General features: G+C 64.1%; 23 protein-coding genes and 1 pseudogene. 17 read left to right on the top strand and 7 right to left on the bottom strand.

Annotated elements, in window-relative coordinates; all coding sequences use genetic code 11:
• Positions 1–37: 37 nt before the first annotated feature.
• From ACZ2GY_RS15070 to ACZ2GY_RS15050, 5 genes are all read left to right on the top strand, one after another.
• Entirely contained in the window at positions 38–2,227 is a 2,190-nt protein-coding gene (locus tag ACZ2GY_RS15070) for an FG-GAP-like repeat-containing protein (protein WP_471672321.1), read from the top strand.
• A gap of 264 nt (positions 2,228–2,491) precedes the next feature.
• Positions 2,492–4,660, top strand: a complete 2,169-nt coding sequence (locus ACZ2GY_RS15065; protein ID WP_471672320.1) for an Ig-like domain-containing protein — start codon at positions 2,492–2,494, stop codon at positions 4,658–4,660.
• Between the two features lie 100 nt (positions 4,661–4,760).
• On the top strand, positions 4,761–6,833 hold the full coding sequence (gene malQ / locus ACZ2GY_RS15060) for a 4-alpha-glucanotransferase (protein ID WP_471672319.1): 2,073 nt from the start codon (positions 4,761–4,763) through the stop codon (positions 6,831–6,833).
• 150 nt (positions 6,834–6,983) lie between these two features.
• Positions 6,984–8,366 carry an OFA family MFS transporter gene (locus ACZ2GY_RS15055; RefSeq protein ID WP_056544968.1) on the top strand — a complete coding sequence of 461 codons (1,383 nt, stop codon included), beginning with the start codon at positions 6,984–6,986 and terminating at the stop codon, positions 8,364–8,366.
• Positions 8,367–8,373: 7 nt separating this feature from the next.
• Positions 8,374–8,478, top strand: coding sequence for an MFS transporter small subunit (locus ACZ2GY_RS15050; protein ID WP_428831008.1), 105 nt, complete (start codon positions 8,374–8,376; stop codon positions 8,476–8,478).
• Here ACZ2GY_RS15050 and ACZ2GY_RS15045 read toward each other — a convergent pair.
• Together ACZ2GY_RS15045 and ACZ2GY_RS15040 are read right to left on the bottom strand one after the other, a co-directional pair.
• On the bottom strand, positions 8,468–8,797 hold the full coding sequence (locus ACZ2GY_RS15045; protein WP_471672318.1) for a hypothetical protein: 330 nt from the start codon (positions 8,795–8,797) through the stop codon (positions 8,468–8,470). The genes ACZ2GY_RS15050 and ACZ2GY_RS15045 overlap by 11 nt on opposite strands.
• A gap of 204 nt (positions 8,798–9,001) precedes the next feature.
• Positions 9,002–10,456: a glyceraldehyde-3-phosphate dehydrogenase gene (locus tag ACZ2GY_RS15040; protein WP_471673605.1), complete on the bottom strand. Its 1,455-nt coding sequence runs from the start codon at positions 10,454–10,456 to the stop codon at positions 9,002–9,004.
• A gap of 297 nt (positions 10,457–10,753) precedes the next feature.
• Here ACZ2GY_RS15040 and ACZ2GY_RS15035 point away from each other — a divergent pair, with 297 nt between their 5' ends.
• The 9 genes and pseudogenes from ACZ2GY_RS15035 (at position 10,754) to ACZ2GY_RS14995 (ending at position 18,731) form a co-directional block, all read left to right on the top strand.
• Complete coding sequence (locus ACZ2GY_RS15035; RefSeq protein WP_471672317.1) at positions 10,754–11,335, top strand: sigma-70 family RNA polymerase sigma factor; 582 nt, start codon at positions 10,754–10,756, stop codon at positions 11,333–11,335.
• Positions 11,336–11,407: 72 nt separating this feature from the next.
• Positions 11,408–12,229, top strand: coding sequence for a GAF domain-containing protein (locus ACZ2GY_RS15030; protein WP_471672316.1), 822 nt, complete (start codon positions 11,408–11,410; stop codon positions 12,227–12,229).
• 102 nt (positions 12,230–12,331) lie between these two features.
• A complete protein-coding gene (locus ACZ2GY_RS15025; protein ID WP_471672315.1) occupies positions 12,332–13,696 on the top strand; it encodes a sensor histidine kinase in 1,365 nt (454 codons plus the stop codon).
• Positions 13,697–13,754: 58 nt separating this feature from the next.
• Positions 13,755–14,453 carry a response regulator gene (locus ACZ2GY_RS15020; RefSeq protein ID WP_471672314.1) on the top strand — a complete coding sequence of 233 codons (699 nt, stop codon included), beginning with the start codon at positions 13,755–13,757 and terminating at the stop codon, positions 14,451–14,453.
• Between the two features lie 80 nt (positions 14,454–14,533).
• Positions 14,534–15,414, top strand: a pseudogene (locus tag ACZ2GY_RS15015) (ABC transporter ATP-binding protein).
• Entirely contained in the window at positions 15,411–16,649 is a 1,239-nt protein-coding gene (locus ACZ2GY_RS15010) for an ABC transporter permease (protein ID WP_471672313.1), read from the top strand. Before ACZ2GY_RS15015 ends, ACZ2GY_RS15010 begins: the two are co-directional and overlap by 4 nt.
• 180 nt (positions 16,650–16,829) lie before the next feature.
• On the top strand, positions 16,830–17,138 hold the full coding sequence (locus ACZ2GY_RS15005; RefSeq protein ID WP_471672312.1) for an antitoxin: 309 nt from the start codon (positions 16,830–16,832) through the stop codon (positions 17,136–17,138).
• 3 nt (positions 17,139–17,141) lie between these two features.
• A complete protein-coding gene (locus tag ACZ2GY_RS15000; RefSeq protein WP_471672311.1) occupies positions 17,142–17,633 on the top strand; it encodes a DNA alkylation repair protein in 492 nt (163 codons plus the stop codon).
• Positions 17,634–17,693: 60 nt separating this feature from the next.
• Positions 17,694–18,731: an isopenicillin N synthase family dioxygenase gene (locus ACZ2GY_RS14995; RefSeq protein WP_471672310.1), complete on the top strand. Its 1,038-nt coding sequence runs from the start codon at positions 17,694–17,696 to the stop codon at positions 18,729–18,731.
• 12 nt (positions 18,732–18,743) lie between these two features.
• Here the strand turns inward: ACZ2GY_RS14995 and ACZ2GY_RS14990 are convergent, their stop codons facing one another.
• Together ACZ2GY_RS14990 and ACZ2GY_RS14985 are read right to left on the bottom strand one after the other, a co-directional pair.
• Positions 18,744–19,658, bottom strand: a complete 915-nt coding sequence (locus ACZ2GY_RS14990; RefSeq protein WP_471672309.1) for a ribonuclease Z — start codon at positions 19,656–19,658, stop codon at positions 18,744–18,746.
• 18 nt (positions 19,659–19,676) lie between these two features.
• The gene (locus ACZ2GY_RS14985; protein WP_471672308.1) at positions 19,677–20,078 is read right to left on the bottom strand and encodes a VOC family protein; all 402 of its coding nucleotides are present in this window, start codon (positions 20,076–20,078) and stop codon (positions 19,677–19,679) included.
• Between the two features lie 118 nt (positions 20,079–20,196).
• Here ACZ2GY_RS14985 and ACZ2GY_RS14980 point away from each other — a divergent pair, with 118 nt between their 5' ends.
• Positions 20,197–20,457: a hypothetical protein gene (locus ACZ2GY_RS14980; protein ID WP_471672307.1), complete on the top strand. Its 261-nt coding sequence runs from the start codon at positions 20,197–20,199 to the stop codon at positions 20,455–20,457.
• Here ACZ2GY_RS14980 and ACZ2GY_RS14975 read toward each other — a convergent pair.
• Complete coding sequence (locus ACZ2GY_RS14975; RefSeq protein ID WP_471672306.1) at positions 20,454–21,722, bottom strand: multidrug effflux MFS transporter; 1,269 nt, start codon at positions 21,720–21,722, stop codon at positions 20,454–20,456. The two genes, ACZ2GY_RS14980 and ACZ2GY_RS14975, sit on opposite strands and share 4 nt — an antisense overlap.
• A 90-nt stretch (positions 21,723–21,812) precedes the next feature.
• Between ACZ2GY_RS14975 and ACZ2GY_RS14970 the strand changes: the two genes are divergently transcribed.
• Both ACZ2GY_RS14970 and ACZ2GY_RS14965 read left to right on the top strand, forming a co-directional pair.
• The gene (locus ACZ2GY_RS14970; protein WP_471672305.1) at positions 21,813–22,499 is read left to right on the top strand and encodes an ABC transporter ATP-binding protein; all 687 of its coding nucleotides are present in this window, start codon (positions 21,813–21,815) and stop codon (positions 22,497–22,499) included.
• Positions 22,499–24,019, top strand: coding sequence for a DUF6297 family protein (locus ACZ2GY_RS14965; RefSeq protein WP_471672304.1), 1,521 nt, complete (start codon positions 22,499–22,501; stop codon positions 24,017–24,019). The genes ACZ2GY_RS14970 and ACZ2GY_RS14965 overlap by 1 nt, the downstream gene beginning before the upstream one ends.
• A gap of 318 nt (positions 24,020–24,337) precedes the next feature.
• On the opposite strand, the gene ACZ2GY_RS14960 is transcribed toward ACZ2GY_RS14965, so the two are convergent.
• Both ACZ2GY_RS14960 and ACZ2GY_RS14955 read right to left on the bottom strand, forming a co-directional pair.
• A complete protein-coding gene (locus tag ACZ2GY_RS14960; RefSeq protein WP_471672303.1) occupies positions 24,338–24,661 on the bottom strand; it encodes a hypothetical protein in 324 nt (107 codons plus the stop codon).
• 123 nt (positions 24,662–24,784) lie between these two features.
• Positions 24,785–25,618, bottom strand: coding sequence for a hypothetical protein (locus ACZ2GY_RS14955; RefSeq protein ID WP_471672302.1), 834 nt, complete (start codon positions 25,616–25,618; stop codon positions 24,785–24,787).
• Between the last annotated feature and the right edge of the window lie 128 nt (positions 25,619–25,746).

Below are 25,746 nucleotides of genomic sequence, written 5' to 3'. Positions count from 1 at the left end.
GTAAGCATGGTTTCGGTCTCACACGAGGGAGCTCACAATGTCAATCCATCAACCGGCGGCTGGTCCCGCCACGGGGCGCCGCACGCATCATCCCAAGAAAGTCACTGCCTCGGTGTTGGCAGGCGCGATGCTGGTCGTTGCGCTTGCACCGCTGGCAGCACAACCTGCGAATGCCGAACTCGTTTCCTTTGCGCCTGTCACGACCGCCGACTCCGACGGATTCCCCGACTGGTATTCGGACGGGAACGTCCGCCTGAAGCTCTGCGTCGACGCGGCTGAGGGCTGCCTGGCTGAATTGCCTTTCCCGGATCAGCCGATCTCCTACCCAGGTAATTTTCCCGGTGAGGCGTTCTGGTTCGCTGCTGAAGCGGCCGGTGGAAACCTCGGGCTGTATGAGGCAGCTTTGGAGGCCGCTCACACCGGAGAGGAAGCGGCACCTGGTACCCAAATCGCATTCTCCCGGCTGCGTTTTCGGCTGACCGGACTGGTCAGCGGCGCTGACTACACAATTAGTCATCCCTACGGAGTGCACACCTTTCGGGCCGGCCACAACGCCGCGCGTCCAAACGACATCAATATGACTATCGATGAGGGAGTCTGCGGCACACCGTGTGACTTCAACCAGGCGAAGACCGCCTTCTTGGGTGATTACGGTGGAATTGGGACGTCAGCGCCATTCATCCGTCAGACGAACGCACCCGCCGGAGCTCTCGGTAGTATCGCGACTCCGGGTCCAATCACCGGTGCTCCATCCGGTTTCAACTATGTAGAAGTGGTGGGCCCTAACGCAGGTGGCCCGGGTGTGAATGTCCTCAGGGTGAGTACGTTCGCGATTCAAGGCGTCATCGACTCCAGCGTGGACGGTGCACCTTCAACTCCGGACCTAGCAGTGGCGAGCGACAGCGGGCGCTCGAACACTGACAACATCACCAACGTCAATACGCCGACCTTCACCGGCACGGCCACGCCTGGCTCCATAGTCGAGCTTCTCGCGGGGACCAGGGTTCTTGGCAGCACTACCGCGACGGCGGAGGGCAGTTACAGCATCACTGTGAGTAATGCGACGAACGCAGCGAACGTACTCGCCGATGGCGCAAATCGTGTCACGGCTAGAACCCCCGCGGCCGGAACCACTTCCGAGCTTGTGTCCGGGGCCCTGGCGCTCACTGTAGATAGGACGGCCCCCGCCGCAACATTAACCAGTACCCCGTCGAATCCCAGCGCCGATACAACCCCTGCATTCACCTTCACCGGTGAGGCGTCGGCGACGTTCGAATGCCAGTTACTCCCCAGCAACGCGACATGGCGTGCCTGCACATCGCCGCACACTTACGACCAGCAATTGACCGGCAACTTCACGTTCAATGTCCGGGCTACCGATGTCGCTGGGAATACCGGAGCGAACGCAACCTACGGTTGGCGGATCGGTAGCGCCACGACCACTCCGCCACCGCCTCCTGCCGGCACGGCAGAGCAGAAGGACATGAACGGGGACGGCAATCCCGACCTCGTGGCACGTGATTCGGGTGGCAATCTCTACCTCTACCCCTCGACTGCCGCAGGTGGATTCGGGACCCGGGTTCTCATCGGCAGCGGGTGGGGTTCAATGAACGCCATCCTGCAGCCAGGTGACTTCAGCGGCGACGGACGGTCCGACATCATGGCCCGCGACACGTCCGGAAGGCTCTGGCTCTACACCGGAACGGGGACCGGCCGGATCAACGGCGGCGCTTTGATCGGCACCGGCTGGAGCGGTATGAACGCTCTGATCACACCGGGCGACTTCAACGGAGACAACAGAGCAGACCTGCTGGCTCGCAGCACCACCGGCGCGCTGTACCTCTACCCCGGCAACGGCGCTAGTGGCTTTGGCACCCGCACCCAGCCAGGGTCCGGATGGGGTGGCTTCACGGCCATCCTCAGCACCGGAGACTTCAGCGGCGACAATCGATCCGATGTCATCGCCCGCAACTCGAGTGGTGCTCTGTTCCTTTACACCGGAACCGGAACCGGCAGGCTCAACGCCGGGGCCCAGATCGGAACCGGCTGGAACGGATTCACTATGACCGGCACGGGTGCCTGGGGCACTGCAAATACCAGTAGCGACCTGGTGGCTCGTGACAGCACTGGCAGGCTCTACGTCTACAACGGCAGCGGAACGGGCAGCTTCGCCGGAGCACGCACCCAGATCGGCACCGGCTGGGGCGGATTCACCATCGCTCCGTAAGCGGCGATCCAACTGAATCGCAGGGGATCCCTTCCGTTCCGACGGGAGGGGATCTTCTGCATCCAGGCCGCCCAGGATCGGTGCATCCAGCCCTGGATAGAAGCTACTCGCCGGTAGGAAAAGCAAATCATAGCGGCACAGATTGAATTATCAGAACGACCTTGATGTTTTCCCAAGAATTACCCAAGGAATGAAGCGCACAGTGGGCGGCACACCGAGACCGGTAGTAAGCATGGTTTCGGTTTCCAACAAGGGAGCTTTGAAATGTCCAACCATCACAATGCGGTGGATCCGCCGAAGGGCCGCCGCCAACTACGTCTCACATCATCTGTTATCACCGGCGCACTGCTCATCACTGCGCTGGCTCCTCTAGCCGCTGCGCCCGCGCAGGCGGAGCTCGTCTCCTTCGCACCCGTCACAGCGGCGGATGCCGACGGCTTTCCGGATTGGTACTCGGACGGAAACGTACGTCTGAAGCTGTGCGTTGATCCCGCCGAAGGGTGCCTGGCTGAACTGCCATTCCCGGATCAGCCGATCTCTTACCCCGGAAATTTTCCCGGTGAAGCGTTCTGGTTCGCCGCTGAAGCGGCCGGCGGTAATCTCGGACTGTATGAGGCAGCTTTGGAGGCTGCCCACACTGGCGAGGAAGCTGCACCTGGTACCCAGATCGCCTTCGCTCGATTGCGTTTCCGGTTGACCGGGCTCGTCAATGGCGCCGACTACACGATCAGTCATCCCTATGGTGTGCACACTTTCCGGGCGGGTGCGGACACTGCGCGTCCGACTGAAATCAGAGTCACCATTGACGAGGGTGTCTGCGGTACACCGTGCGACTTCAACCAAGCGAAGACCGCCTTCTTGGGTGATTACGGTGGAATCGGCACGACAGCGCCGTTCATCCGTCAGACGAACGCACCCGCGGGGGCACTCGGCAGCATCGCGACTCCGGGTCCCATCACCGGTGCTCCGTCCGGTTTCAACTACGTCGAGGTTGTCGGCCCGAACGCGGGCGGTCCCGGCGTGAATGTCCTCAGGGTCAGCACCTTCAACGTTCAAGGCGTTATCGACTCGCGCGTCGACGGCGCGCCATCGACTCCCGACCTCGCAGTGGCGAGCGACAGCGGGCGTTCGACCACTGACAACATCACCAATGTCAGTACGCCGACCTTCACCGGTACGGCCACGCCTGGCTCCACGGTGCAACTGATTGTCAACGGAAGCGCTACGACCGTGACCACCGTCGCAGCGGCCGATGGCAGCTACTCGCTAGTGCCGACCACAGCACTCCTGACGGGTTCCAACCGGATTGCCGCGAGAATCCCGGCAACGGAAACGGCGCCGGCCCTCGACTCCGGCGTGCTTGCCATCACGGTGGACACTGCGGCCCCCGCAGCGACACTGACCAGTACCCCGTCAAACCCAAGTGCGGATACAACCCCGGCGTTCACTTTCACCGGTGAGGCCTCGGCGACATTCGAATGCCAACTGCTGCCGAGCAACGCAACATTCAGGGCGTGCACTTCGCCACACACTTACGATCAGCAGCTCGCGGGCAACTACACCTTCAATGTCCGGGCTACCGACGTCGCGGGTAACACCGGAGCGAACGCAACCTTCGCCTGGCGGATCGGCGCAACAACGACGCCGCCGCCACCACCGCCTCCTGCCGGCACCGCCGAGCAAAAGGACATGAACGGAGACGGCAATCCCGACATCGTGGCTCGTGACTCCAGCGGCCGCCTGTACCTTTACCCCTCAACTGCCACTGGCGGTTTCGGGGCCCGGGTCCTGATCGGCACCGGGTGGGGTTCAATGAACGCCATCCTGCAGCCGGGTGATTTCAACGGCGACCGGCGCTCGGACATCATGGCCCGGGACACCTCCGGACGGCTCTGGCTCTACGCCGGTACCGGCACCGGCAGAATCGCTAACGGCGTCCAGATCGGCCAGGGGTGGCAGGGGATGACCGCACTGGTCACGCCCGGTAACTTCAATGGCACTGGCGGGATAGACCTGCTGGCCCGTGACGGCGCCGGACGGCTCTTCCTCTACCCGGGCAACGGCAACGGAACCTGGGGCACGCGCACCCAGCCCGGCAGTGGATGGAATGGCATGACTGCCATCGTCGGAACCGGCGACTTCAGCGGTGACGCCAGGGCAGACCTGTTTGCCCGCGATGCCAGCGGAAGGCTCTACCTGTACCGCGGAAACGGCACCGGAGGATTCCTTTCCCGCCTTGTCTACGGAACGGGTTGGAACGCCATGACCGGGCTGACGGCACCGGGCGCCTTTGGTGCAGGGACCACCCGGGACCTGATCGCGAGGGACACCGCCGGAGTGCTGTGGCTCTACAACGGAAATGGTGCCGGCGGCTTCTCCGGATCACGTACCCAGATCGGCAACGGCTGGAACGGCTACACCATCGTGCAGTAGCTGAACGAGTACAACCGAATAATCGAGATCCCCTCCCGTGCCGGCGGGAGGGGATCTTCGCGTGCAAGCACCAAGTCCCGCGAGCCAATAGATTAGGACCATGGCCAAGCTCACACCGCTCCAGCAACTTGCCGAGCAGCACCGCGTCGGAATCACCTTCAAGGGCTGGGACGGCACGCCGCAGACGGTGAGCGATGAAACACTGATCGCGGTCCTCACCGCCCTCGGTGTGCCCTGCGCAACGAACGACGACGTCGCCGCCTCCCTCCGCGCAGCCGAACGTGCGCCGTGGCTGCGCACGCTGCCTGCCGCCGTCGTCATCCGGGACGGTGACGCCACCACAGTTCCGGTCACCGTGCCGGCCGGCACCACGCCCTCCATCCGCGTCCTGCTGGAAGACGGAACCGAGCGAACGCTGCCTGCGGGTTCCGCACGCACCCGGGAGGTGAACGGGACAGAGGTCAGCCGGTTCAAGGTGGAAATCCCGCTCGATCTCCCGCTTGGTTGGCACACCCTCACGGTTGGGTTCGAATCCGGTACCGCCGACTGCTCGCTCGTTGTGACACCGAGAAAGCTCACCACCGCCGATTCCCTGACGCGGACGTGGGGACTGATGGCCCAGCTGTACTCGGTGCGGTCACGGTCCTCGTGGGGCATCGGGGACCTCGATGACCTTGCGAGGCTGGCGGAAATCTCAGCTGACAAGGGCGCCGGGTTCGTGCTGATCAACCCGCTTCATGCCGCCCAGCCCAAACCGCCGGTCGAGGCGTCCCCCTACCTGCCGGCAACGCGCCGGTTCTTCAATCCCATCTACCTGCGCGTGGAGAACGTCGCCGAGTTCGGGAATTTGCCGGCGGCGCAGGCAGACACCATCCACGATCTGGCGGCAGAGTTCCGGGCCGCAAACGAGAACGCGGACATCATTGACCGTGATCCCAGTTACGCTGCCAAGCTGCAGGCACTCGAACTCGTGTTCGCTGTCCCAAGGCAGCCGCAGCGGGAGGAGGCGTTCCAGCGCTTCCGTTCCGAAGCCGGTCCCGGGCTGGAGAACTTCGCCCTGTGGTCCGCGCTCGCAGAAACGCTCCCCGAAGGTGCTGCGGAGTGGAGCGATCCGGAGTTCCTTGAGGCACAGCGGACCGTGCTCGAGGACCGCATTGAGTTCCACGCCTGGCTGCAGTGGTTGTGCGACGAGCAGCTCGAAGCCGTTCAACAGGCCGCGATGGAAGCCGGCATGAACCTCGGCATCATGCATGATCTCGCGGTGGGCGTTCACCCCGCAGGTGCTGACGCCTGGACCCTGCGTGACGTTCTGGCGTCCGGCATCAGCGTCGGCGCGCCGCCGGACATGTTCAATCAGCAGGGCCAGGACTGGGCGCAGCCGCCCTGGCACCCGGAGCGGCTCGCAGAGTCCGGCTATGCCGCATACCGAGACATGCTGCGCACCATCCTGCGCCACGCGGGCGGCATCCGGATCGACCATATCCTCGGCCTGTTCCGCCTGTGGTGGGTCCCGCAGGGTTCGATGCCCGGCGACGGCGCTTACGTGTACTACGACCATGAGGCGCTCATCGGCATTCTTGCCCTTGAGGCGGCGCGGGCGGGTGCCGTTGTTGTCGGTGAAGACCTGGGCGTCTTCGAGCCGGGCGTCCAGGAGTACCTGGCAGAGCGCGGGGTGCTCGGGACTTCCATCCTCTGGTTCGAGTACGACGACGACGAGCCGCGCCCTGCCGAGCAGTACCGGACGGCGTGCCTCACCACCGTCACCACCCATGACCTGCCGCCGAGCGCGGGCTATCTCGCGGGCAGGCACGTTGAACTGCGCGAGCAGCTCGGTCTGCTGGGCCGGCCTGTGGAGGAAGAGAAGTCCGCCGACCGGCAGGCTCAGGAGCGGGTGCTTTCGCTTGTACGGTCCACGACCGGCTCTGTGCCCGCGACCGTGCAGGAGACAGTCGAGGCAATGCACTCCTTCATTGCGCAAACCCCGTCGGTGCTGCTCGGGGTGGCGCTCACCGACGCGGTAGGCGAGGAACGCACGCAGAACCAGCCGGGAACCACCGCCGAGCAGTATCCCAACTGGCAGGTTCCGCTGGCGGGGCCGGCCGGCGTCGTGCTCGTTGAGGACCTGCCGGACCTGGAGCGGTTCGATGACCTGGTGCGCGCTCTTCAACGGTGAACCGGTTCTACCGCTTACCGCACCAGAGTGACCGTTCACCGCACACCGATGTTGTTTGCCTCAGGCAATATGTGAGCTAATGCACAATATTCCATGGTGGGGGCCAAGGGGACGACGGCGTCCACAAGTAGAGGGATAGGCATTCCGTTCATGAGCTGGCTCGATAGGGAACACACAATAGCTCCACCCGGATTCAACCGTTGGCTGATCCCGCCCGCGGCACTCGCGGTGCACCTGTGCATCGGCCAGGCTTACGCCACCAGCGTCTACAAGACTGCCCTCGTGGAGCACTTCGATGCGAGCCTGACTGAGATAGGCCTGATCTTCTCCATAGCGATCGTCATGCTCGGACTGTCCGCCGCGGTGATGGGCACGTGGGTGGACCGCAACGGTCCGCGCAAGGCCATGTTCACCTCGGCCATGTTCTGGGTGAGCGGGTTCCTCGTTGGAGCCCTCGGCATCTTCACCAACCAGCTCTGGCTCGTATACCTCGGGTACGGCGTGATTGGCGGAATCGGGCTGGGTATCGGCTACATCTCGCCTGTCTCCACACTGATCAAATGGTTCCCCGACCGGCCGGGACTGGCTACCGGAATGGCGATCATGGGCTTTGGCGGCGGTGCGCTGATCGCGAGCCCACTGTCCACCCAGCTGCTGAGGATGTTCGACCCGGAGTCGGGTACCGAGGGTTGGGTCGCCAGCGGTGAGGCTGTCGGCATGCTCTTCGTGACCCTCGCGGTGATCTACCTCATTTACATGGTCTTCGGAGCCTTCACCATCAAGGTTCCCGCTGCCGACTGGCGGCCGGACGGCTTCGACCCGAGCACCCGGAAGACCAGTGCACTGGTCACCAGCGACAATGTTTCCGCGAAGAACGCCATCCGTACCAAGCAGTTCTGGCTGATCTGGATCGCGCTGTTCTGCAACGTGACCGCGGGAATCGGAATTCTTGAGCAGGCTGCCCCAATGATCCAGGACTTCTTCCGGCAGTCAGACGGCGTCAGCGCCGTGTCCGCGGCTGTAGCGGGCGGCTTCGTAGGCCTGCTGTCCATCGGCAACATGGCGGGTCGCTTCGGATGGTCGACCCTGTCCGACCACATTGGCCGCAAGCGCATTTACATGATCTATCTGGGCGTCGGCGCTGTCCTCTATACCGTTCTTGCTCTCGCAGGCTCCTCCACCACGGTGCTCTACGTGCTGTTGGCCTTCGTGATCATTTCCTTCTACGGCGGCGGCTTCTCCACGGTGCCCGCGTACCTCCGCGATCTCTTCGGCACGTTTGAGGTGGGTGCAATCCACGGCCGCCTCCTGACCGCCTGGTCAGCCGCCGGTATTGCCGGACCGCTGATCGTGAATGGTTTCCTCGATGCACGAGGCACCCCCGGAGAGCTTGTCGCCGCCGACTATCAGCCGGCCCTGCTGACCATGGTTGGCCTACTGATCATCGGATTCATCGCCAACCTGATGATCAAGTCCGTGGACTCACGATTCCACGAACCGAAGAAGACCGCCGAACCCGCAATGGAGGCATGAGATGGAAATGAGCAAGGCTCGACTGACTTTTGTCTGGGCGCTGGTTGCAGTGCCCCTGGCCTACGGGATCTTCACCACCCTCACCAGGGTTGCCGCGCTCTTTACCGGCTAGCTGCGCTGGAACTGAGGTGTACGCCGGCGTCGTCGATTCGTTCGACGGCGTCGGCGGCCTCATGGAAGTTGTTGCCGATGCCGGTGCCATCCACATGGATGTAACCGAGGCGAAGGAGACGCTGCGCGCGTTCCTCGTCCACCTCCTCCGTGCTGAAGGCGCCTGCGAGGAAACTGACGAGTCCGCCTCGCTCCTGCGTTTGGCCTTCCGGGGTGACTGCCTGCGGATCACCCATTTTGACGCTCTTCACCGTGCCGATCTTCTTGCCCTCGGCATTGATGACGTCCATACCTTCTCGAACTTCACTGAGGTCATTCATCGGTGAATCTCCATTCTGTTCGGGTATACGTCCTTTCACCCTAGAACGGAGACGCCGCCGCGGTCGAGGGCAGCGCAGCGCGACCGCAGCGAAACAGCAAAAGCGCCGGTGCGTGGCAGGAACGTGGGGACATCCCCACGATCGTGTCACTCACCGGCGCTTCTGCGCCGACGGGAGCTATTCACCGGCGCTTCTGCGCGGACGTCAGCGCGTGGAGGCAAGCTCCGCCGTCGGGATGGCTTCCTTCGCAGGGAACGACGGCGGGTGGACACCGGCCATCTCCTCCATGACGCGTACTACCTGGCAGCTGTAGCCGAACTCGTTGTCATACCAGACGTAGAGGACCAGGTTCTTGTCATTGCAGATGGTCGCGAGGCCGTCGACCGTGCCGGAGCGGCGTGAACCGACGAAGTCGGTGGAGACAACGTCAGGGGAGTCGATGTAGTCCAACTGCTTGCGCAGGTCGGAGTGCAGCGACATCTCTCGGAGGTAGTCGTTGACGTCGTCCTTGGTGGTCACGTTCTCAAGCGACAGGTTCAGGATCGCGATGGAGACGTCCGGGGTGGGTACGCGGATGGAGCTGCCCGTGAGCTTGCCCTGCAGTTCGGGCAGAGCCTTGGCCACGGCTTTGGCCGCACCCGTCTCGGTGATGACCATGTTCAGGGCAGCCGAACGGCCGCGGCGGTCGCCCTTGTGGAAGTTGTCGATCAGGTTCTGGTCATTGGTGAAGGAGTGCACCGTCTCCACATGCCCGTGCACTACGCCGAACTCGTCGTTGATCGCCTTCAGTACGGGGGTAATGGCGTTGGTGGTGCACGATGCGGCAGTGACGATGGTGTCCCCGGCCGCGATGTCCGTGTGATTGATGCCGTGGACGATGTTCTTCAGGCCGCCCTTGCCCGGTGCAGTCAGGAGGACCTTCGCAACACCCTTGCTCTGCAGGTGCTGGCCGAGGCCCTCCTCATCACGCCAGCGGCCGGTGTTGTCGACGACAAGCGCGTTGTTGATGCCGTAGGCGGTGTAGTCGATGGTGGATGGATCATTCGAGTAGATGACCTGGATCCGCACACCGTTGGCGGTAATGGTGTTGGTTTCCTCATCCACCTGGATGCTGCCCTCGAAGGAGCCGTGCACCGAGTCTCGGCGCAGCAGGCTTCCGCGCTTCATGAGGTCATTGTCGGCGCCCTTGCGGACCACGATCGCGCGCAGGCACAGTCCGTGCCCACCGCCTGCCTTCTCGATGAGCAGCCGGGCCACCAGGCGGCCAATCCGGCCGAAACCATAGAGGACGACGTCGGTGCTCGACCGTGTGTCGGCACCGCGCTTCCCGACGACGTCGGCGAGTTCTGAGCGGAGGAATTCCTCCAAAGAGGAGGTGCCGTCCTCCTCCTGATGCGACCTGTACTTCTGGGCCAGGCGGGCGACATCAATGGCTGCTGCTCCCAACTCCAGGTCGGCGAGCGTACGCAGCAGAGGTGCGGTCTCTTCGAGGAGCAGCTCTTCCTTGCTCATGCGGCGCGCGAACCGGTGTGCCTTGAGAATGCCCATGGTGGACTTGTTGATAAGGCTGCGTCCATGGATGCTGGTCACCACGTTGTTCTCGCGGTAGAGGCGGCCGATGACGGGAATCATCCCTTCGGCGAGAGCCTCCCGGCTCATCCAGGTGTCGCGGGTGACGGAAGGTTTGTGATCCACGATGATCAGGTCCTCTCTTTCGCCGGGGTGTCCGGCGGTGACGTAAATCTAGGATACTGACCCTGCGACGCCGGACGGAACGCGGGAGGCCGCGAGATGGCCCGTGCGCCACCGGGGGCGCGGATTTACGCCGGATGTTGTTAGGCTCTGTGATGAACGGCATATCGGGGGATGCCTGTGCGGCCGGCTCGTACTCGGCGGCATCAGCGGTGAACGGTCGACGTCGCTTCCTGCGCCGTCGTCGCGATAGACGGGGTAGCGATGCACAAAGCAGGACCAGGCACAGAGACGCTCAGCGATCTGCTGTTTCGTGTGGCGGAGGGGGACCAGAGCGCTTTCGCCGGGCTCTACGAGCAGATTTCCAGGCGGGTCCATGGACTGGTGCTGCGTGTAGTGCGTAACCACGCGATCTCTGCCGAAGTGGTCCAGGAAGTGTTCCTGATGCTGTGGGTCTCTGCTGACCGGTACAAACCCGAGCTCGGTTCCCCCGAGGCCTGGATCTTCACGCTTGCGCACAGGCGCGCGGTGGACCGTGTGCGCAGCGAGCAACGGTCGGTGGCACGGGATGCGCAGTACGCGCAGAAGGAATACTTCGTTCAGGAGCCCGTGGATGAGCGGGTTCATCACACCCTCATGAGCGAGAGCGTGAAACGCTGCCTCTCCTCCCTGACGGACCTGCAGGCGGAAGCGATCAGGCTTGCCTACTACGGCGGCCTCACCTACACCGAAGTGGCTGAAGCTCTGCAGGTGAAAGTTCCCACTGCCAAGTCCCGTATCCAGTCCGGACTGGTGTGCCTGCGCAACGCAATGGAAGCCGATGGCTACGGAGCGCGCTCGAGGTAGCACAATGGATCTCTACCGGGTCCGCTGGACCCGGCTCCAAGCATGTGTAAAACGGGTAGCTGGAAGGCGGCAATGAATCCCTATCTGCAGCAGTGGTTCACCGCCCGTGCGGTAGCTGATACGGCTCTCGATCTCGATGACGTATGGACGGGTTACACCAACCTGGGCGGTTGGTGCGATCGCGTGGAATTCCAGGCCTACCTCTCCGGCCTGGCGCTGATTGACGAACTTCAGCGGGACATGGTGTCGCACGCCGTGAACGAGACACTCGACGGCGTCAGTTCGCCTGCCCGGCGCGCCGCCTACTCGACGGACGACGTATCCCTGGCGACCGGGGTGATCACGGAGAGCAGTTTCGAGAGCTGCACGGATGCCGCGCTGCAAAGCTTCGTGACGTCGTCGTACGCGTATCTTGAAGGCGCTGACGCGGAGCGGCGCCGGCTCGACTCACTGACACAGACGGGCCTCCTCGGAACGCCCGCGGAAGAGCGGTTTGACCGGATCACCCGCGAAGCGCAGCGGGTGTTCGGCGTGAGTTCCGCATCCCTGGCGCTGATCGGCGAGCATCAGCAGTTCATCAAGTCGGTGACGGGGCCAATCGGCCAGAACGTGCCGCAGGACATCTCCTTCTGCAACGCGACTATCCGGGAGAAGCGCATGCTCGTGGTGCGGGATGCGCTGGTGCATGAGCAGTTCCGGACAAACCCGCTGGTGCTCGAACAGCCGCACATCCGCTTCTACGCGGGCTATCCGCTGACCGGTCCCGAGGGGTGGCGCATCGGGTCCCTCTGCATCATCGATGACAAGCCGCGCGCATTCTCCCTGGAGGATGAGATGGCCCTGCGCCTGTTGGCCGGCCAGGCGCAGCGCGAGCTTGAAGCGAGCTACTGCTAGCTGCGGGATCCACAGCAGGCCCTCATCCAAACGAACTAGACCGTCCGGGGGAGCCGGTCCTGCGCCTCCGCTGGCTACACTGGCGCAGGAACAATGCGGAGGGTGCTGCACGTCAACATGGTGAAGATACTCAAACGGCTCACCTTCGGGTTGGACTCCGAGGAGCGGCGATGGGAGCGGCCCGGCCCTACCGGTGACCACCTGCGCCGGGATGTGATCGGCGTCGTCATTTTCTTCCTGGTGAGCGCCCTCGCACTGGAACTGAGCCGCGGCGTAGGGGCTATGGCCGAGGAGCGCAGCCCAGTCTGGCTCCAGCACGCGGTTCTTGCCCTGATGATCTTCCCGCTCGTGTTCAGGCGGCGCTTCCCGGTGCTGGTCATGCTCGTCATGTCAGCGCTGTTCATCATCCTCAGCCTCTGGATTCCGGCGCTCTCACTGCAGCTCTCCTATCAGGTGGCGTACTTCGCGTCGCTGTACTCGGCGGTTGCCTGGGCGAAGGACCGCAGGGTGCTGTGGCTCGGAACCACGGTTGTTGTGGTCGCCATGACGCTGTGGCTCATCCTCTCGCTGACGGTCGCGAATACGTATGACGGACTGTTGGAGCGGGTGGCAGAGGGGGACGAGACCTGGCGCGGGATCTTCGACCCACTGACCTCCGCGGCGCTCTACTACTTCATGGTGAACTTCGCCTATTTCGGCGGCGCCATCCTGGCGGGCATGTCCTCCTGGCGCAATGCTCTCCAGCGGACGCAACTGGCCGACCAGGCAACGCAGATCGCCAGGCAGTCAGCAGAACTTGCACGCCGTGCGGTCATCGAGGAGCGGCTGCGCATTGCCCGCGAACTGCACGACGTCGTTGCACACCACGTGTCGGTCATCGGTGTGCAGGCCGCTGCCGCACGCCGGGTGATGGACCGGAAACCGGAGGTCGCCGCCGAGTCCTTGCGCACCATCGAGCAGGCCAGCCGCCAGGCCGTCACCGACATGCGCAACCTGCTCGGCGTGCTCCGGTCCGAGACGTCAGTACAGAACCCCCACAACGACGACGACGGTCGCCATCCGGAGCCCGGACTCGCCGACATCGAGGCTCTGGCCGGGAACCAGCAGGACGGCGGCCCCGAAGTCACCTTCTCGAGGGTGGAGGACGTGCCGGGGGCACTCGATGAGGTCTCTGCACCGCTCGCGTTGTCGCTGTACCGGACAGCGCAGGAATCATTGACGAACGTCCGCCGGCACTCCACAGCCTCGGCCGCGGTGATGACGCTGCGCACCGGACGCACGGGCGAGCAGCGCTGGGTAGAACTGGAAACCGTGGACAACGGAAGGCCTCGGCAGCGCGTGGCGGCCGGCTCCGGTTACGGGCTGCAGGGTATCCGCGAACGCGTTGCTCTGCACCGCGGCACGGCTGAGATCGGTCCCCGTTCCGACGGCGGCTGGCGGGTACGTGCCCGCTTCCCGCTGCAGTGAGCAACCCACGAATCCAACCGACCTTCCCCCCTCAACCGAAATCTCAGGAAAGAACGTGATGAACACCATCCGCGTGCTGCTCGCCGATGACCAGGGGCTGGTCCGTGCCGGCTTCGCTACCATCCTGTCCATCGAGGAGGACATCGAGGTGGTCGGCCAGGTGACCAACGGGCAGGAGGCGGTGGACTTCGCCGCAGCCAACGACGTCGACATCATCCTCATGGACGTGCAGATGCCGGTACTGGACGGAATCAGGGCCACTGAGCAGATCACGGCAGTGGGCCGGGGGAAGGTCATCATCCTGACCACCTTTGAACGCGATGACTACCTATTCGACGCGATCCGCGCCGGTGCAAGCGGCTTCCTCCTGAAGAATGCCGATCCGGATGACCTTGTCGCGGCGGTTCAGGCAGTCGCCGGCGGGTACGCGCTGCTGGCGCCTGAGGTCACCCTCCGCGTGATCGAGCGCTTTGCCCACCATCTGGAATCCGAAGCACCGGCACCGGTGGCGAAGCAGCCAAGCGCCGGGCAGCTCCGACAGCAGAGCCTGCTTGCCTTACTGACCCAGCGCGAGAAGGAAGTCCTCGAGTGCATGGCCGCGGGCCTGAGCAATGCCGAGCTGGCACGGAAGCTCTTCCTCGCCGAGGCCACCGTGAAATCCCATGTGTCCTCCCTGCTGGCCAAGATCCAGGTCCGGGACCGGGTACAGGCCGTGGTCTTCGCCTATGAGAGCGGGCTCATCCGTCCGGGGGACTGACGGTTCCGCCTTACGGCTCATCCGCCCTGCATCCTGTTTGCCTACTGTTGATGACAGAAGGCTCAATCGGGAGGAAACCAATGCTGCAGGTGCAGAACCTGACCCGGCGCTTCGGTGAGAACACCGCCGTCGACGACGTCAGTTTCACAGTCCCTTCGGGGAAGATGACCGGGTTCGTGGGTGCCAATGGCGCCGGAAAAACCACCACCATGCGCATGATCATGGGTGTGCTCACCGCGCATGCCGGAGCAGTCCTGATGGACGATCGCCCGGTCACGGCGGCTGACCGCGCCACTTTCGGATACATGCCGGAAGAGCGCGGCCTCTACCCGAAACAGCCAATCCTCGACCAGCTCGTCTACCTGGGCCAGCTGCACCGGATGAGCCAGGCGGATGCACGGTCCCGCGCGCAGGACCTGCTCGAGCGGTTCCAGCTCGGCGACCGCGGGAAGGACAAGCTGGAGTCCCTCTCACTCGGCAATCAACAGCGCGTCCAGATCGCGGCGTCGCTCCTGCACAGGCCATCGGTCCTCATCCTCGATGAACCGTTCTCCGGGCTCGATCCCGTTGCCGTGGACTCCATGGTGGACCTGCTTCGCGAGCACACCGCGCAGGGTGTCCCGGCCTTTTCTCGAGTCATCAGCTCGACCTGGTGGACCGCCTCTGCGACAACCTTGTGGTGTTGCAAAAGGGGCGGCTGGTCGCTGCCGGCACCGGGGATGACCTGCGCGCCACGGCTCCCCGCCGGCACAGGCTGACGGTCTCGCCCGACGCCGGGTGGGTCCGGGAGGAAGCCGGAGTGACGGTCATCGACGTCGCGGGCCGGGATGCCGTCGTCGAGCTGGAGAACGACGACGACGCGCAGCGGCTGCTTGTCGCCGCCATGGCACGCGGAAGCGTGCATGAATTCAGCAGGATCAGGCCGAGCCTGAGCGAAATCTACCGGGGGGTATCCCAGTGAGCACCGAAACAACTGAGCGGCGCGTGCAGCCGGGGGCGCCGTCGTCGTCCTCGTCGGATCGCAACGCCCAGCCGGCCTGGCTGATTGTCACCCTGCGTGAGGTGATGGTGAAGGCAAAGGACCGCGGATTCGCGATCTCCACCATCGTGACGCTGGTACTGATTGTTGCCGGCGTCGTGTTCAACGCCTACATGTCCAGCCGCGGTGAGGACTTTACGGTGGCTGTGACCTCGGACGCCGGACAGTCGGTGACCGCGCTCGCGGACGAGGACGGCCGGGCCGACGACGGCAACACGACGTTCACGGCGATCGTCGTTGAGTCGGAGGAAGCAGCACTCGAGGAAGTCCGGTCAGAGGAAGCCGACGCTGCGCTCATTCGGGACGATGACGGTGCGTGGACGCTGACGGGCAGGAACGAGATTCCCAGGAGTCTGAGTGCCGGGATCAGCGCGTCGCTGGAGGCTTACATGCTGGAAGCGAATGCAGCTGCGGCTGGAACGTCAGCAGAGGTGTTGCTGGCAGGTTCCGAGCTGGAGGAATCGCTGCTCGAGGGGAACGCGGAGGATCAGGCCGTGGCGGACGTGGCCGGTTTTGCGTTCAGCTTCCTCTTCTACATGGCGTCCATCATCTTCGGAATGGCCATCGCCAATTCGGTTGTGGAGGAGAAGCAGAACCGGGTCGTCGAGATCCTCGCGACTGCGATACCCGTGCGGCAGCTGTTGTACGGCAAGGTCCTGGGAAATACCATCCTGGCCATGGTGCAGCTCGCGCTGTACGGCGGGGCGGCACTGTTGGCCCTGAACCTGACCGATACGGCGGACCTCGTGGGGAGCATCATTCCGGCGTCGGGATGGTTCATGGTGTTCTTCCTCTTCGGCTTCCTGATCCTCGCCTCGATGTGGGCGGTACTCGGTTCACTGGCCAGCCGGCCGGAGGACCTGACCAGCAGCTCGACGCCGGTGATGGCGCTGATCTTCGCCGCGCTGGGCGCGGGGTTGTTCGCTTCGGGGCAACTGTTGGTGGTGGCGTCCTACGTGCCGGTGGTGTCATCGGTGGCCATGCCGATCCGCATGCTGAACTCCGAGGTCGCGCTGTGGGAGCCGATCCTGTCCCTGGGGATCGCGCTCGCGGCCGCGGCAGCTCTGCTTCACCTCGGCGAGAAGATCTACCGCCGGGCCATCATGCAGGGCGGCGGCGCGCTGTCACTACGCAAGGCCATGAAGCTGGAGCAGTAGGGCCCTGGTTGCAGCAGCCCTCACAAACTGCCCGTAGGTGCAGGTACGCCGGTTCGAATCGGCGATCCTGCACCTGCGGGCAGTTTCCGCTTTCCGCCCGGGCCGTTCGCGGGGGACAATTCCCTGTGGAACCACGTTGTCATCGCAGGACGCCCACGCACTCGAAAGAAGGAAACGGTCATGGCTGGATTTGGATCGCTCGGCAAAATCGCAATGGGACTTGCGCGTAATCCCAAGGTCAGGGAAGCCCTCAACAGCCCTCAGGCGAAGCAGATGGGCAGCAAGGTTGTGGATCGGGTAGCCGAGGCCGCAGACAAGGCCACCAAGGGTAAGCACCAGGACAAGATCCAGAACGCCCGCGGTCAGGCCCAGAAGCATTTGGGCGGACCGGGGGACGAACGCCAGGGCCCCGGAGCCGGGCCGGAGGGTCAGGGACCCGGAGCCGGACCGCAGGCGCCGGCGAGTGATCCCGGAAACCCGCGCCCCTAAGCATTGAGCGAGGCAGCGGATTTCATTGATGCCGCGCTCCAGCGGGAAGCCTCGTGGGAGCGGGCAGAAGCGCTGAACTCGCTGGAAGACGGCTTCTTCTACTACGGCGCTTCGGTCGGCGCTGTCCGGGGCGCCGTTCGTGATGCCCGCCGCAAGTTCCGGCATCTGACACACGATGAGGTGGCCTTTCTCAGCTCCGAGCTCTGGGGCAACTCGCCGGTGTTCGAGCGGCGGCTCGCTGCAGTGGTCCTTCTGCAGTCGAGCGTTCCCATGCTCCGGAACACTGACCTGACGAGGATTGAAGGTTTTCTGCGGGAGTCGCGGACGGAATCTCTGGCCGCTCCGCTGGCGGCCGACGTCGTCCGGCCACTGGTTGCACGCCTCACGGGACAGGAGCGCATGAAGTCGTTGGCCGTCGTCGGCCGTTGGGCGCAGGACCAGGAACCTATGCTGCGCAGGGCCGCAGGAGTGGTCCGGCAATCCCTTCCCGCCTGAATGAAACATTGCGTCATAAAGAGAAGTATCAGGTAGGGGTATTCGCGTTAGGCTCCATCAATGACGCATACCCAGCGATCGATCCCCGTGCTCGATCTCAGCACAGCCCGCCGCCCCGACGGCTCTTTCGACCAGGACTTCATCGAGCAGCTGCGCGAAGCCGCCCATGCCGTGGGGTTCTTCCAGATCATCAACTACGGCGCCGCTCCGTCCCAGGTGGATGACCTGTTCAGCGGGATGAAGCAGTTCTTTGATCTACCGGTGGAGGAGCGGCTCGCACTCGATAACCGCAACTCCCCGCACTTCCGGGGCTATGCCCGGCTCGGAACCGAGGTGACGCGCGGGCGCGCGGACTCCCGTGAGCAGATCGACTTTTCCCCGGAGCGCGAGCCGGTTCCCGGCTACCCGGAGGACCAGCCGTACTGGCTGCTTCAGGGGCCCAACCAGTGGCCGGGAGAGAGCCTGCCGGAGCTCGAGAGCCAGGCGATGGGCTGGGCTGACCTGATGTCCGAGGTCGGTGCGGAGCTGTTGTCGGCGATCGCCGTTGCCTTGGGCCAGCCGGAGGAGCACTTTGCGGACCTCTTCGAGTCCACTCCGGCCTGGATGGCCAAGCTCGTGCACTATGTCGGCGGGCTGGAGGGTGCCGGCAGCCAGGGCGTCGGGCTCCATGCCGACTACGGCTTTGTGACGCTGCTCCTGCAGGACGAGGTGGGCGGACTTGAGGTGCTTCCGCCCGGTACGGACACCCCGATTCCGGTCGAGCCCATTCCGGGGGCGCTGGTGGTGAATCTCGGCGAGATGCTGGAAGTGGCCACCGGAGGCTACCTCGCAGCGACAATTCACCAGGTGCAGGCGCCGCCGCCCGGAGTGGACCGCTACTCCGTCCCGTTCTTCTGGTCGCCGCGCCTTGACGCGGTGGTCCAGCCCGTTTCGCTTCCGCCCGAGTTGCAGGCTGCAGCCCGCGGGATCTCCGATGATCCAGACAACCCCATGCTGTCCTCCTACGGCATGAACGTGCTCAAGGGGCGGGTGCGTGCCCACCCCGACGTCGCCGAACTGCACCATCCGGAGCTGGGAAAGGTTCTCTCCAAGCGCTGATCAGAGAAAGCGTCACGTCAGCCGGCGGCGCTTTGGAAGCGGAATTCGGTCCAGATCGTTGGCCGCGATGACTTGCGTGCCGCTGTTGTCGCCTGTGGCTGCACCGACGACGGCGGCACTTGCCTGATCTTTCAGCACTCCGACATCCGGGTAGCGGGACGAGAAGTGCGTGAGCACCAGCGTGCGTGCGTGTGCGTTCCCAGCCAGCGCGCCTGCCTGCCCCGCGGTGAGGTGCAGGTACTCGGCGGCGAGGCCGGCGTCGTCGTCGCTGAAAGTGGACTCTGCAACCAGAAGGTCCGCGTTCTCGGCGAGTGCCTCGGCTCCCTCACACTCAGCGGTGTCCATGACAAAAGCGAAGGTTTGCCCCGGCCTAGGCACGCTGACGTCCTCAAGCGAAGTGTCGCGGATCCGCCCCTCACGCTGCAGGCGGCCGACGTCCGGACCCGTGATTCCTGCCGCGATCAGGCGTTCCGGCACCAGGCTCCGCGACGCCGGTTCGCTGAGCCGGTAGCCGTAGGCCTCAATTCGGTGCCGCAAGGGTTGCACCTCAAGCCCGTCGGCGACGGCACCGGCGGATCCGTGTGGGCTGAGCCGGAGGTCGAGACCCGGCGTCGCGAGGGAGACGAGGGCGCGGACTGCTTCCTCGCCGGACGCGGGGTAGTGCAGATGCACCGGGTGGGTGACGCCGTCGAGCACCATGCGCGAGAGTACGCCCGGCAGGCCGAAGCAGTGGTCGCCGTGCAGGTGGGTCAGGCAGATGCGGGTGACGCTGGACGCGCTGACTCCGGCGTAGGTCATCTGGCGCTGGGTGCCCTCGCCCGGATCGAAGAGCAGCCCCTCGCCGTCCCAGCGCAGGAGGTACCCGTTGTGGTTGCGGGTCCGGGTGGGAACCTGGGAGGCGGTGCCGAGGATCACGAGTTCGCGCATGGAGTCGAGTCTGTCAGCTCACACTTCGGGCTCGTAGCCGATGAGCCAGTGGAGCCCGTGACGGTCAATGACCTGTCCGTCGGAGGCGCCCCACGGTTTTGGTGCGAGGGGATCGACCACGGTGCCGCCGTCGGCCAGTTTGTTGAACCAGGTATGGAGAACAGCCGGTTCAGCGGTTCCCAGCAAAGAGAGCATCATGCCCTCGAACCGGACGCTCTTGTCCCCGGCTCCAGCATCCGAACCGGCCAAAGCAACTACGCCGTTGAGCTCTCCGTGGGCAATGGCATCAGGAGTGCCCTCGCTCCTGCTGAACTCCTCATGCGTATACAGGGCGAGCTCTCCGCCGAAGATGTCGGCGTAGAAGCTCAGGGCTTCACGCGCTGTACCGGGGAAACTCACATATACCTTCGGCGCTGTCATTGGCTCAGCCTACAAGTGCCTGCGCGCCGGATGGCCGGTTCGTCCCACTCATCCCCACCGGCCCGCGACGAGCGGTAACGTTGATGCACCACGGCGGCGGAAATCGCAGGAGGAAATCATGGACAGCGAAGTGAACGACCACCAGAACCCCGTTCAGGACGGTCTTCAAAACGCGCATAGCCCCATCTCGCGGGATCCCGAGCGTACCGATGATGAGCGGGCGGAGGATCGGGCAGCAGATACGGCCGAGGATGAAGCCGAGCGTGAGGCGGAGGGCACTGCTGAGGGCGTCAATGAAGCACCCGGTCCTGCCGAGGATGAGGATACCGAAGGGGACGACGACCGGAAACTGACGACAGACACCAGCCCCAGCGACTAGCGCTGCTCGGTGGTTTGATCCTCCGGCACGTCGAACGCGCGCCAGCCGCCTTTGCGAAAGACCGGGGTCCCCACAAGCAGTACGACGACGGTGAGCGCCACGGTGCCGAGCATGACAACCGCCATGGATCTGGCGTCACCTCCGAGTAGGCCCACGAGCGGGCTCACGATTCCTGCTACCCCTGACTGCAGCGCGCCGATAACGGCTGCAGCCGTACCCGCCATGTGCCCGTAGGAGTTGAGCGCGAGAACCGATGCGTTGGCCGGAATCATGCCCTGGGTGCCAAGGACCAGCCACAGCGCTGCGCACAGCCCGATGACACCGCCGAAGCCGGTCGCCGCTACGGCGACAAGAATCAGGGCGAAAACGAGTTGCGCAACGGACGCGGTGCGCAGCAGCCTGGCCGGCGCAACCTTGCGGACCAGCGACGCGTTCAGCTGGGCGGACAGCACCAGGGCAACGCCGTTAAGCGCGAACACCAGTGCAAACTGGCCCTGGCTGAGGCCGTATTGGTCCTGAAATACAAAGGGGGAACCGACCACGTAGCTCATGATCACGCCCAGCCCCAGTCCGGGAATCACAGCGAGGGACATGAAGCGGACGTTCCTCAGCAGCTGCCAATAGCCACCGGCCACCCGGGCGGGCCGGGCGGGCCGGCGCCGTTCAACCGGAAGCGTTTCGGGCATGAACCGCCAGACGATCACCACGAGGGCTGCGCCGATGAGCGCAAGCGCGTAAAACACCGCGCGCCATTCCCAGACGCCGGCGATGGCTTGCCCGATGGTGGGAGCGAAGAGCGGTGCAACGCCGATCACGAGCATGAGGCGGGAGAGGAGCCGTGCCGCATCAGACCCGACAAACCGGTCACGAATGACCGCGATGGCGACGACGGCGGCGGCAGCGTTGAAGAAGCCCTGCAGCACCCGCAGCACAATCAGCGTGCCGATGTCCGGAGCGATCGAGCAGAGCAGCGAGATGACCACGTGCAGCGTGATCCCGACAAGGAGTGGGAGCCGCCGACCGAAGCGGTCGGACAACGGGCCGATCACCAGTTGCCCGACACCGCCGCCCAGCAGCATGCCGGACAGCGTGAACTGCACGGCCGCCTGGCTCGCCTGCAGGTCCTCCGCTACCGCGGGAAGCGAGGGTAGATACATGTCGGTGGTGACCGCGGGCAGCGCGGCCAGGGCGCCCAGCATCAGGATGTACTTGATCCCGGGTACATAGCGGGGAGTTTGGGCCTGGGGCGCAGGCAGTTCAGTCACTCGATCAACTGTAAACCGATTATGATCCGCGCGGCGGGGGAGTTGAAACGTTACGCGGCCACCGCCATGCCTCCCCGCTAGGGTTGGAGGGTGAGTTCATGGGGGACTGTCCTGGAGGCCGAGCGCCTCGTTGTCGGCTACGCCGGTGCGCCGGTCTGCGGTGAGATGTCGGTGGCAGTCGGCGCCGGGGAGATACTCGGCGTCGTCGGATTCAATGGGGCGGGGAAGTCGACGGCGGCACGCACGCTTGCCGGCCGGCAGCTCCCGATTTCGGGGGAAGTGAAAGTCCACGGATTGCTGGCAAATCCCGACGCCGTTGCCTTCCGCCGGGAGGTGTCCGCCGTCTTCGACGAGGACCTGTTCTTCCCGTCCCTTACCGTCCGCGAACACCTGCTGCTGGTTGCACGCGGGCATTCCCTCCCCGATCCTGAGGAGCAGGTGGAGGAGGAGTTGAGCTTCTTCGGCCTGCAGGAGCGGGCGGACGTCGTGCCTGAATCGCTCTCATCGGGCCAGCGCCGCCGCACCCTGCTCGCTGCCGGTTTGATGCGGCCGGCCTCGCTGCTCATCCTCGACGAGCCGGAACAGCGGCTGGACCCGGTGATGCGCGAAGCGCTTGGCCGGCGCGTCCGGTCATTGGCGGACGGCGGGGCAACGGTAGTGCTCGTCACGCATGATCCGCAGCTCCTGCTGGACACGGCAACCTCCTGCCTGGTCATCGATGACGAGGTGACCCTCGCAACGTCGGAGGTGGCAGCGGCCATCATCGCGGGCGCCTGATGAGCACGGTGACGGAGGCCGGCACGGCCGGTCGGGCCGGGGAAATCGTCAGGTTCACTCGGCGGTCCGCTCGCCGCTACAACCGGTCCCGGACCTCCCTGCCTGACCTGTTCGTCGACGTTTATGTCAGCGTTCTCGCTCTCGGGTGTGCGGTTGCCCTTGCGGTGTCCTTCGTGCTCGCGCTGCGTGGTGAATTCGCTCAACGCTCAACCACGGACCATGGCCTCATCGCCGACCCGGTACTCGTCCTCCCCAGCCAGGCACTGGAGGTTCTGCTGACCTTCGCGGCGCTTGCCGGCGTCGTCGTTCTTGGCCGGAGGCTGGGACCGCTCGCGGTGGGCGGGCCGGAGAGCACGTGGTGGCTTTCGCTGCCCGTGGACCGGCGACCGATGGTGTGGGGTCCGTTCCTGCGGAGGACCGTGCTTGCCGGTGTTGGTGCGGCCGTAGCCTACGCACCGGTCAGCATCCTGGGCGCGCTGGAAAGGGCGTCCATGACCCACGCCTATGCCGCCGCGACTTTCGGAGCGCTCATCGTGGCTGTGCTGGGCATTGCCGCGTTGCTGCAGGGAAGCCCACGGTCCGCTGGGTTGAGGTGTGCAGCGGCGGGCATTGTGGTTGCCGGTGCGTTCGCCACAGTGCTGGTGCCGTCAGCCTGGTCCTTCGGCGCAGCACTGGTTCTCGCCCTGGCCCTGTTGCGGTTGGTTTCACCGCGCGCCGGTTCGGTCCCCGGCGGCGAGCTCACCCGTGCCGGAGCGGTGTCGGGGCACGTTGGATCGTCACTGTATTTCATGGACTCGAATGAGTTGCTGCGCGCTGTCCGCGCTGATCCCCGTACCGCGCACCGCCGCGGTGCCCGGTTTTTCGCGCGGCCAACGCGGGGTCCGTTCGCAGCACTGCTGCGCGCCGACGTCGTTGCCTTCGTGCGCCTGCACCCCACGCCGACGACGGCGGTGCTCTGGCTGGCTGCGTGCGTTGCGGTAATGCTGGTAGACGGTGGATTGCCGGTCTTTGTCCAGCTGGGCGCCGTCGTTCTTGCCGGCTGCGCTGTCGCTTCGGAGTTCGGGACGGTGGCGCGGAGAGCGGCACTGGTGCCGGAGCTCGATGGGCTGGTGCCGGTCAACCCGGCACGGGTTCGGGCGAGCCGGGCCGCGATGCCTGCCGCCGCTATGGTGCTGTGGATGGCGTTGCTCGGTGGGGTGCTGGTGGTCCTCGGGGCGGCTGGACCGATGCTGATCCTGGTGTCGGCGCTCGCCGGCATTGGAATGGGTGCGGGTACCGTTCGTGGTGCCAGCCGCCCGGCGACGGACTGGTCAGCGCCACCGGTCGAGACGCCGTTCGGCCCGGTACCGCGCGCACAACTGGCGGCCCTGCTGCGCGGTGTGGATGTGACGGTTCTGAGCCTGATGCCAGTGGTGCTCACGCTGTACCTCGGCGTGGTTGCGTTACCGGTGCTCGTTGTTCAGGCGGTGATCAGCGGTGTGGTGTTCCTGGTGGTTGCCATGACCAACCCGCACGGCTAGCCCTAGTAGGCTCTTTCGGTCTCTGGGAGACGAGTGGCAGGATTGTGGCATGACTCACCAGTGGCTGAGCGTCAGGTTCATCTCGCGAATGTTGGAAGACATGCGGCACAAGGTGCCTGGATTCTCGGGAGCCGTGCTGGTTGACGCAAAATATAGTGCTTACGATGATCAGCCACTCGATGAACCAGATGAGTGGGGTGATCTCGCCTCATTCCGTGAGGCCGCCGCTCGATCTTGAGCAGTGAAGGGTCAAACTTCGATCGCCTCAACGACGAGTCATCCAAGGGCGACTGCGACGTAGGAATTTATCGATCGCACTCAAGGCATTCCACCCGTTCCGACCTGCCCCTGGACGCCGGCTCCCGGGAACTGGTGCGGGTTCTGCGGACGGTCGTCGTTGAACGGCTTATCGCTCGATTCTTCCCCGTAGGTGCGGGCGCGGCTGAGGTCGCGTTTGCGTGATTTCATACCGAGGAAGAACATGGTGATTCCCTCCAGCAGCAGGAAAGCGCCGACAGCGGCAAGGAACCAGTCCAAGCCACCCGCTGTGCCCTCAAGGATGGTGCCGAGCGGAGCCAAACACAGGAAGAAACCGGCGAGCAGCGATGTGCCGCCGGTGAGTAGAAGTTTGGTGTAGGTCATGACGTTCCCCCTTGAATGGTCATATTCCATTCAAACAGCTGAATCGAGACAGCGGAACCCGATCCCGCCAGACGAGATCGGACTCCGCTGCCAGTGGACGCGCCTCTTTGGTAGCGCGTCGGGCTAGAAAGCCAAGGTGTAGCCATTCCAGCCGGTCCCGATGTGCACCCGAAGCCAGCGGCCTTCCCGTATTTGGTAAAGATAGAGATTTCCATCGTCGGTTCGAGCCATCAAGCCGGGGTATTCGAGCATTGAACTTGATTCAACCATATTCATGACCTTCCATCCCCGTCCCACCACGATGCGGGGTTCGTCGACGAAATTACCGTTGCCATCCGTGCGGTACAGGATCATGTTTCCTGTTCCAGAATGTTGACCGAGAATGTCGGCTTTGGCGTCACCATCCCAATCAGTGACGTGATGTGTGATGGAACCCCATCCGCTACCTTCGACCACTCTGGGAGACAGAACGGATCCTGAAAGGTTCGGGTAGTTGTACAGCGCGCCTGTCTCGGAATTCACAGCAATGATGGACGGATATGCGTCCGTCACCTTCCACCTAACAACAGAAATGTCATACGAACCCCAACCTGTTCCAATGGTTGTCCGGGTGAAGCCACCCGCCGGGGCGCCGTAGTAGACGTAGAGGTTGCCGTTTTTGCCAACTGCGACAATGTCCTGGATCCCGTCCTGATTCCAGTCGGCTGTTTTCAGGTCCCTCATGACTGTCCACCCGGAGCCGACCTGTCGGCGGCTTAGTGGATCATCCGGAATCCGGGCGTCGCTGCTGTAAGCCCACAACGTTCCGTTGGCGTCGAAAGTGACAATGTCCGCCTCGGTAATGGACGGGGTAACTGTATGTGGCGTCGGCTCAGCCTGCGCTGGAAGAGCGGTAAAAGTGGTGGAGAGGATAAGGGTGGAAAGCAATCCCACCCGAATTTTGGACAGCAATGTCATCGAGAGTTCCCCTGGGATTAGAAGTGAATAGCTCCATTATTAGGGGCTATAACCGACACGCCGTGCCTTACTCCAGTACCGATTCAGTAACGGCGATAAAGATTCAGTAACTTCAGAAAATAAAACCT

The organism is Arthrobacter sp. KKT183, assembly GCF_055657625.1.
Note: the sequence above shows the minus strand (reverse complement) of the source record. Positions and strands in the feature narration are given on the sequence as shown.

Excerpts from the sequence above, each read along its gene's own strand:
- ACZ2GY_RS15065 (WP_471672320.1), top strand. The coding sequence starts at position 2,492 with ATGTCCAACCATCACAATGCGGTGGATCCGCCGAAGGGCCGCCGCCAA.
- ACZ2GY_RS15070 (WP_471672321.1), top strand. The coding sequence starts at position 38 with ATGTCAATCCATCAACCGGCGGCTGGTCCCGCCACGGGGCGCCGCACG.
- ACZ2GY_RS15030 (WP_471672316.1), top strand. The coding sequence starts at position 11,408 with ATGAATCCCTATCTGCAGCAGTGGTTCACCGCCCGTGCGGTAGCTGAT.
- ACZ2GY_RS15055 (WP_056544968.1), top strand. The coding sequence starts at position 6,984 with ATGAGCTGGCTCGATAGGGAACACACAATAGCTCCACCCGGATTCAAC.
- ACZ2GY_RS15005 (WP_471672312.1), top strand. The coding sequence starts at position 16,830 with ATGGCTGGATTTGGATCGCTCGGCAAAATCGCAATGGGACTTGCGCGT.
- ACZ2GY_RS15020 (WP_471672314.1), top strand. The coding sequence starts at position 13,755 with ATGAACACCATCCGCGTGCTGCTCGCCGATGACCAGGGGCTGGTCCGT.
- malQ (WP_471672319.1), top strand. The coding sequence starts at position 4,761 with ATGGCCAAGCTCACACCGCTCCAGCAACTTGCCGAGCAGCACCGCGTC.
- ACZ2GY_RS15050 (WP_428831008.1), top strand. The coding sequence starts at position 8,374 with ATGAGCAAGGCTCGACTGACTTTTGTCTGGGCGCTGGTTGCAGTGCCC.
- ACZ2GY_RS14960 (WP_471672303.1), bottom strand. The coding sequence starts at position 24,661 with ATGACCTACACCAAACTTCTACTCACCGGCGGCACATCGCTGCTCGCC.
- ACZ2GY_RS15035 (WP_471672317.1), top strand. The coding sequence starts at position 10,754 with ATGCACAAAGCAGGACCAGGCACAGAGACGCTCAGCGATCTGCTGTTT.
- ACZ2GY_RS14980 (WP_471672307.1), top strand. The coding sequence starts at position 20,197 with ATGGACAGCGAAGTGAACGACCACCAGAACCCCGTTCAGGACGGTCTT.
- ACZ2GY_RS14965 (WP_471672304.1), top strand. The coding sequence starts at position 22,499 with ATGAGCACGGTGACGGAGGCCGGCACGGCCGGTCGGGCCGGGGAAATC.
- ACZ2GY_RS14995 (WP_471672310.1), top strand. The coding sequence starts at position 17,694 with ATGACGCATACCCAGCGATCGATCCCCGTGCTCGATCTCAGCACAGCC.
- ACZ2GY_RS14985 (WP_471672308.1), bottom strand. The coding sequence starts at position 20,078 with ATGACAGCGCCGAAGGTATATGTGAGTTTCCCCGGTACAGCGCGTGAA.
- ACZ2GY_RS15045 (WP_471672318.1), bottom strand. The coding sequence starts at position 8,797 with ATGAATGACCTCAGTGAAGTTCGAGAAGGTATGGACGTCATCAATGCC.
- ACZ2GY_RS15040 (WP_471673605.1), bottom strand. The coding sequence starts at position 10,456 with ATGAGCCGGGAGGCTCTCGCCGAAGGGATGATTCCCGTCATCGGCCGC.
- ACZ2GY_RS14990 (WP_471672309.1), bottom strand. The coding sequence starts at position 19,658 with ATGCGCGAACTCGTGATCCTCGGCACCGCCTCCCAGGTTCCCACCCGG.
- ACZ2GY_RS14955 (WP_471672302.1), bottom strand. The coding sequence starts at position 25,618 with ATGACATTGCTGTCCAAAATTCGGGTGGGATTGCTTTCCACCCTTATC.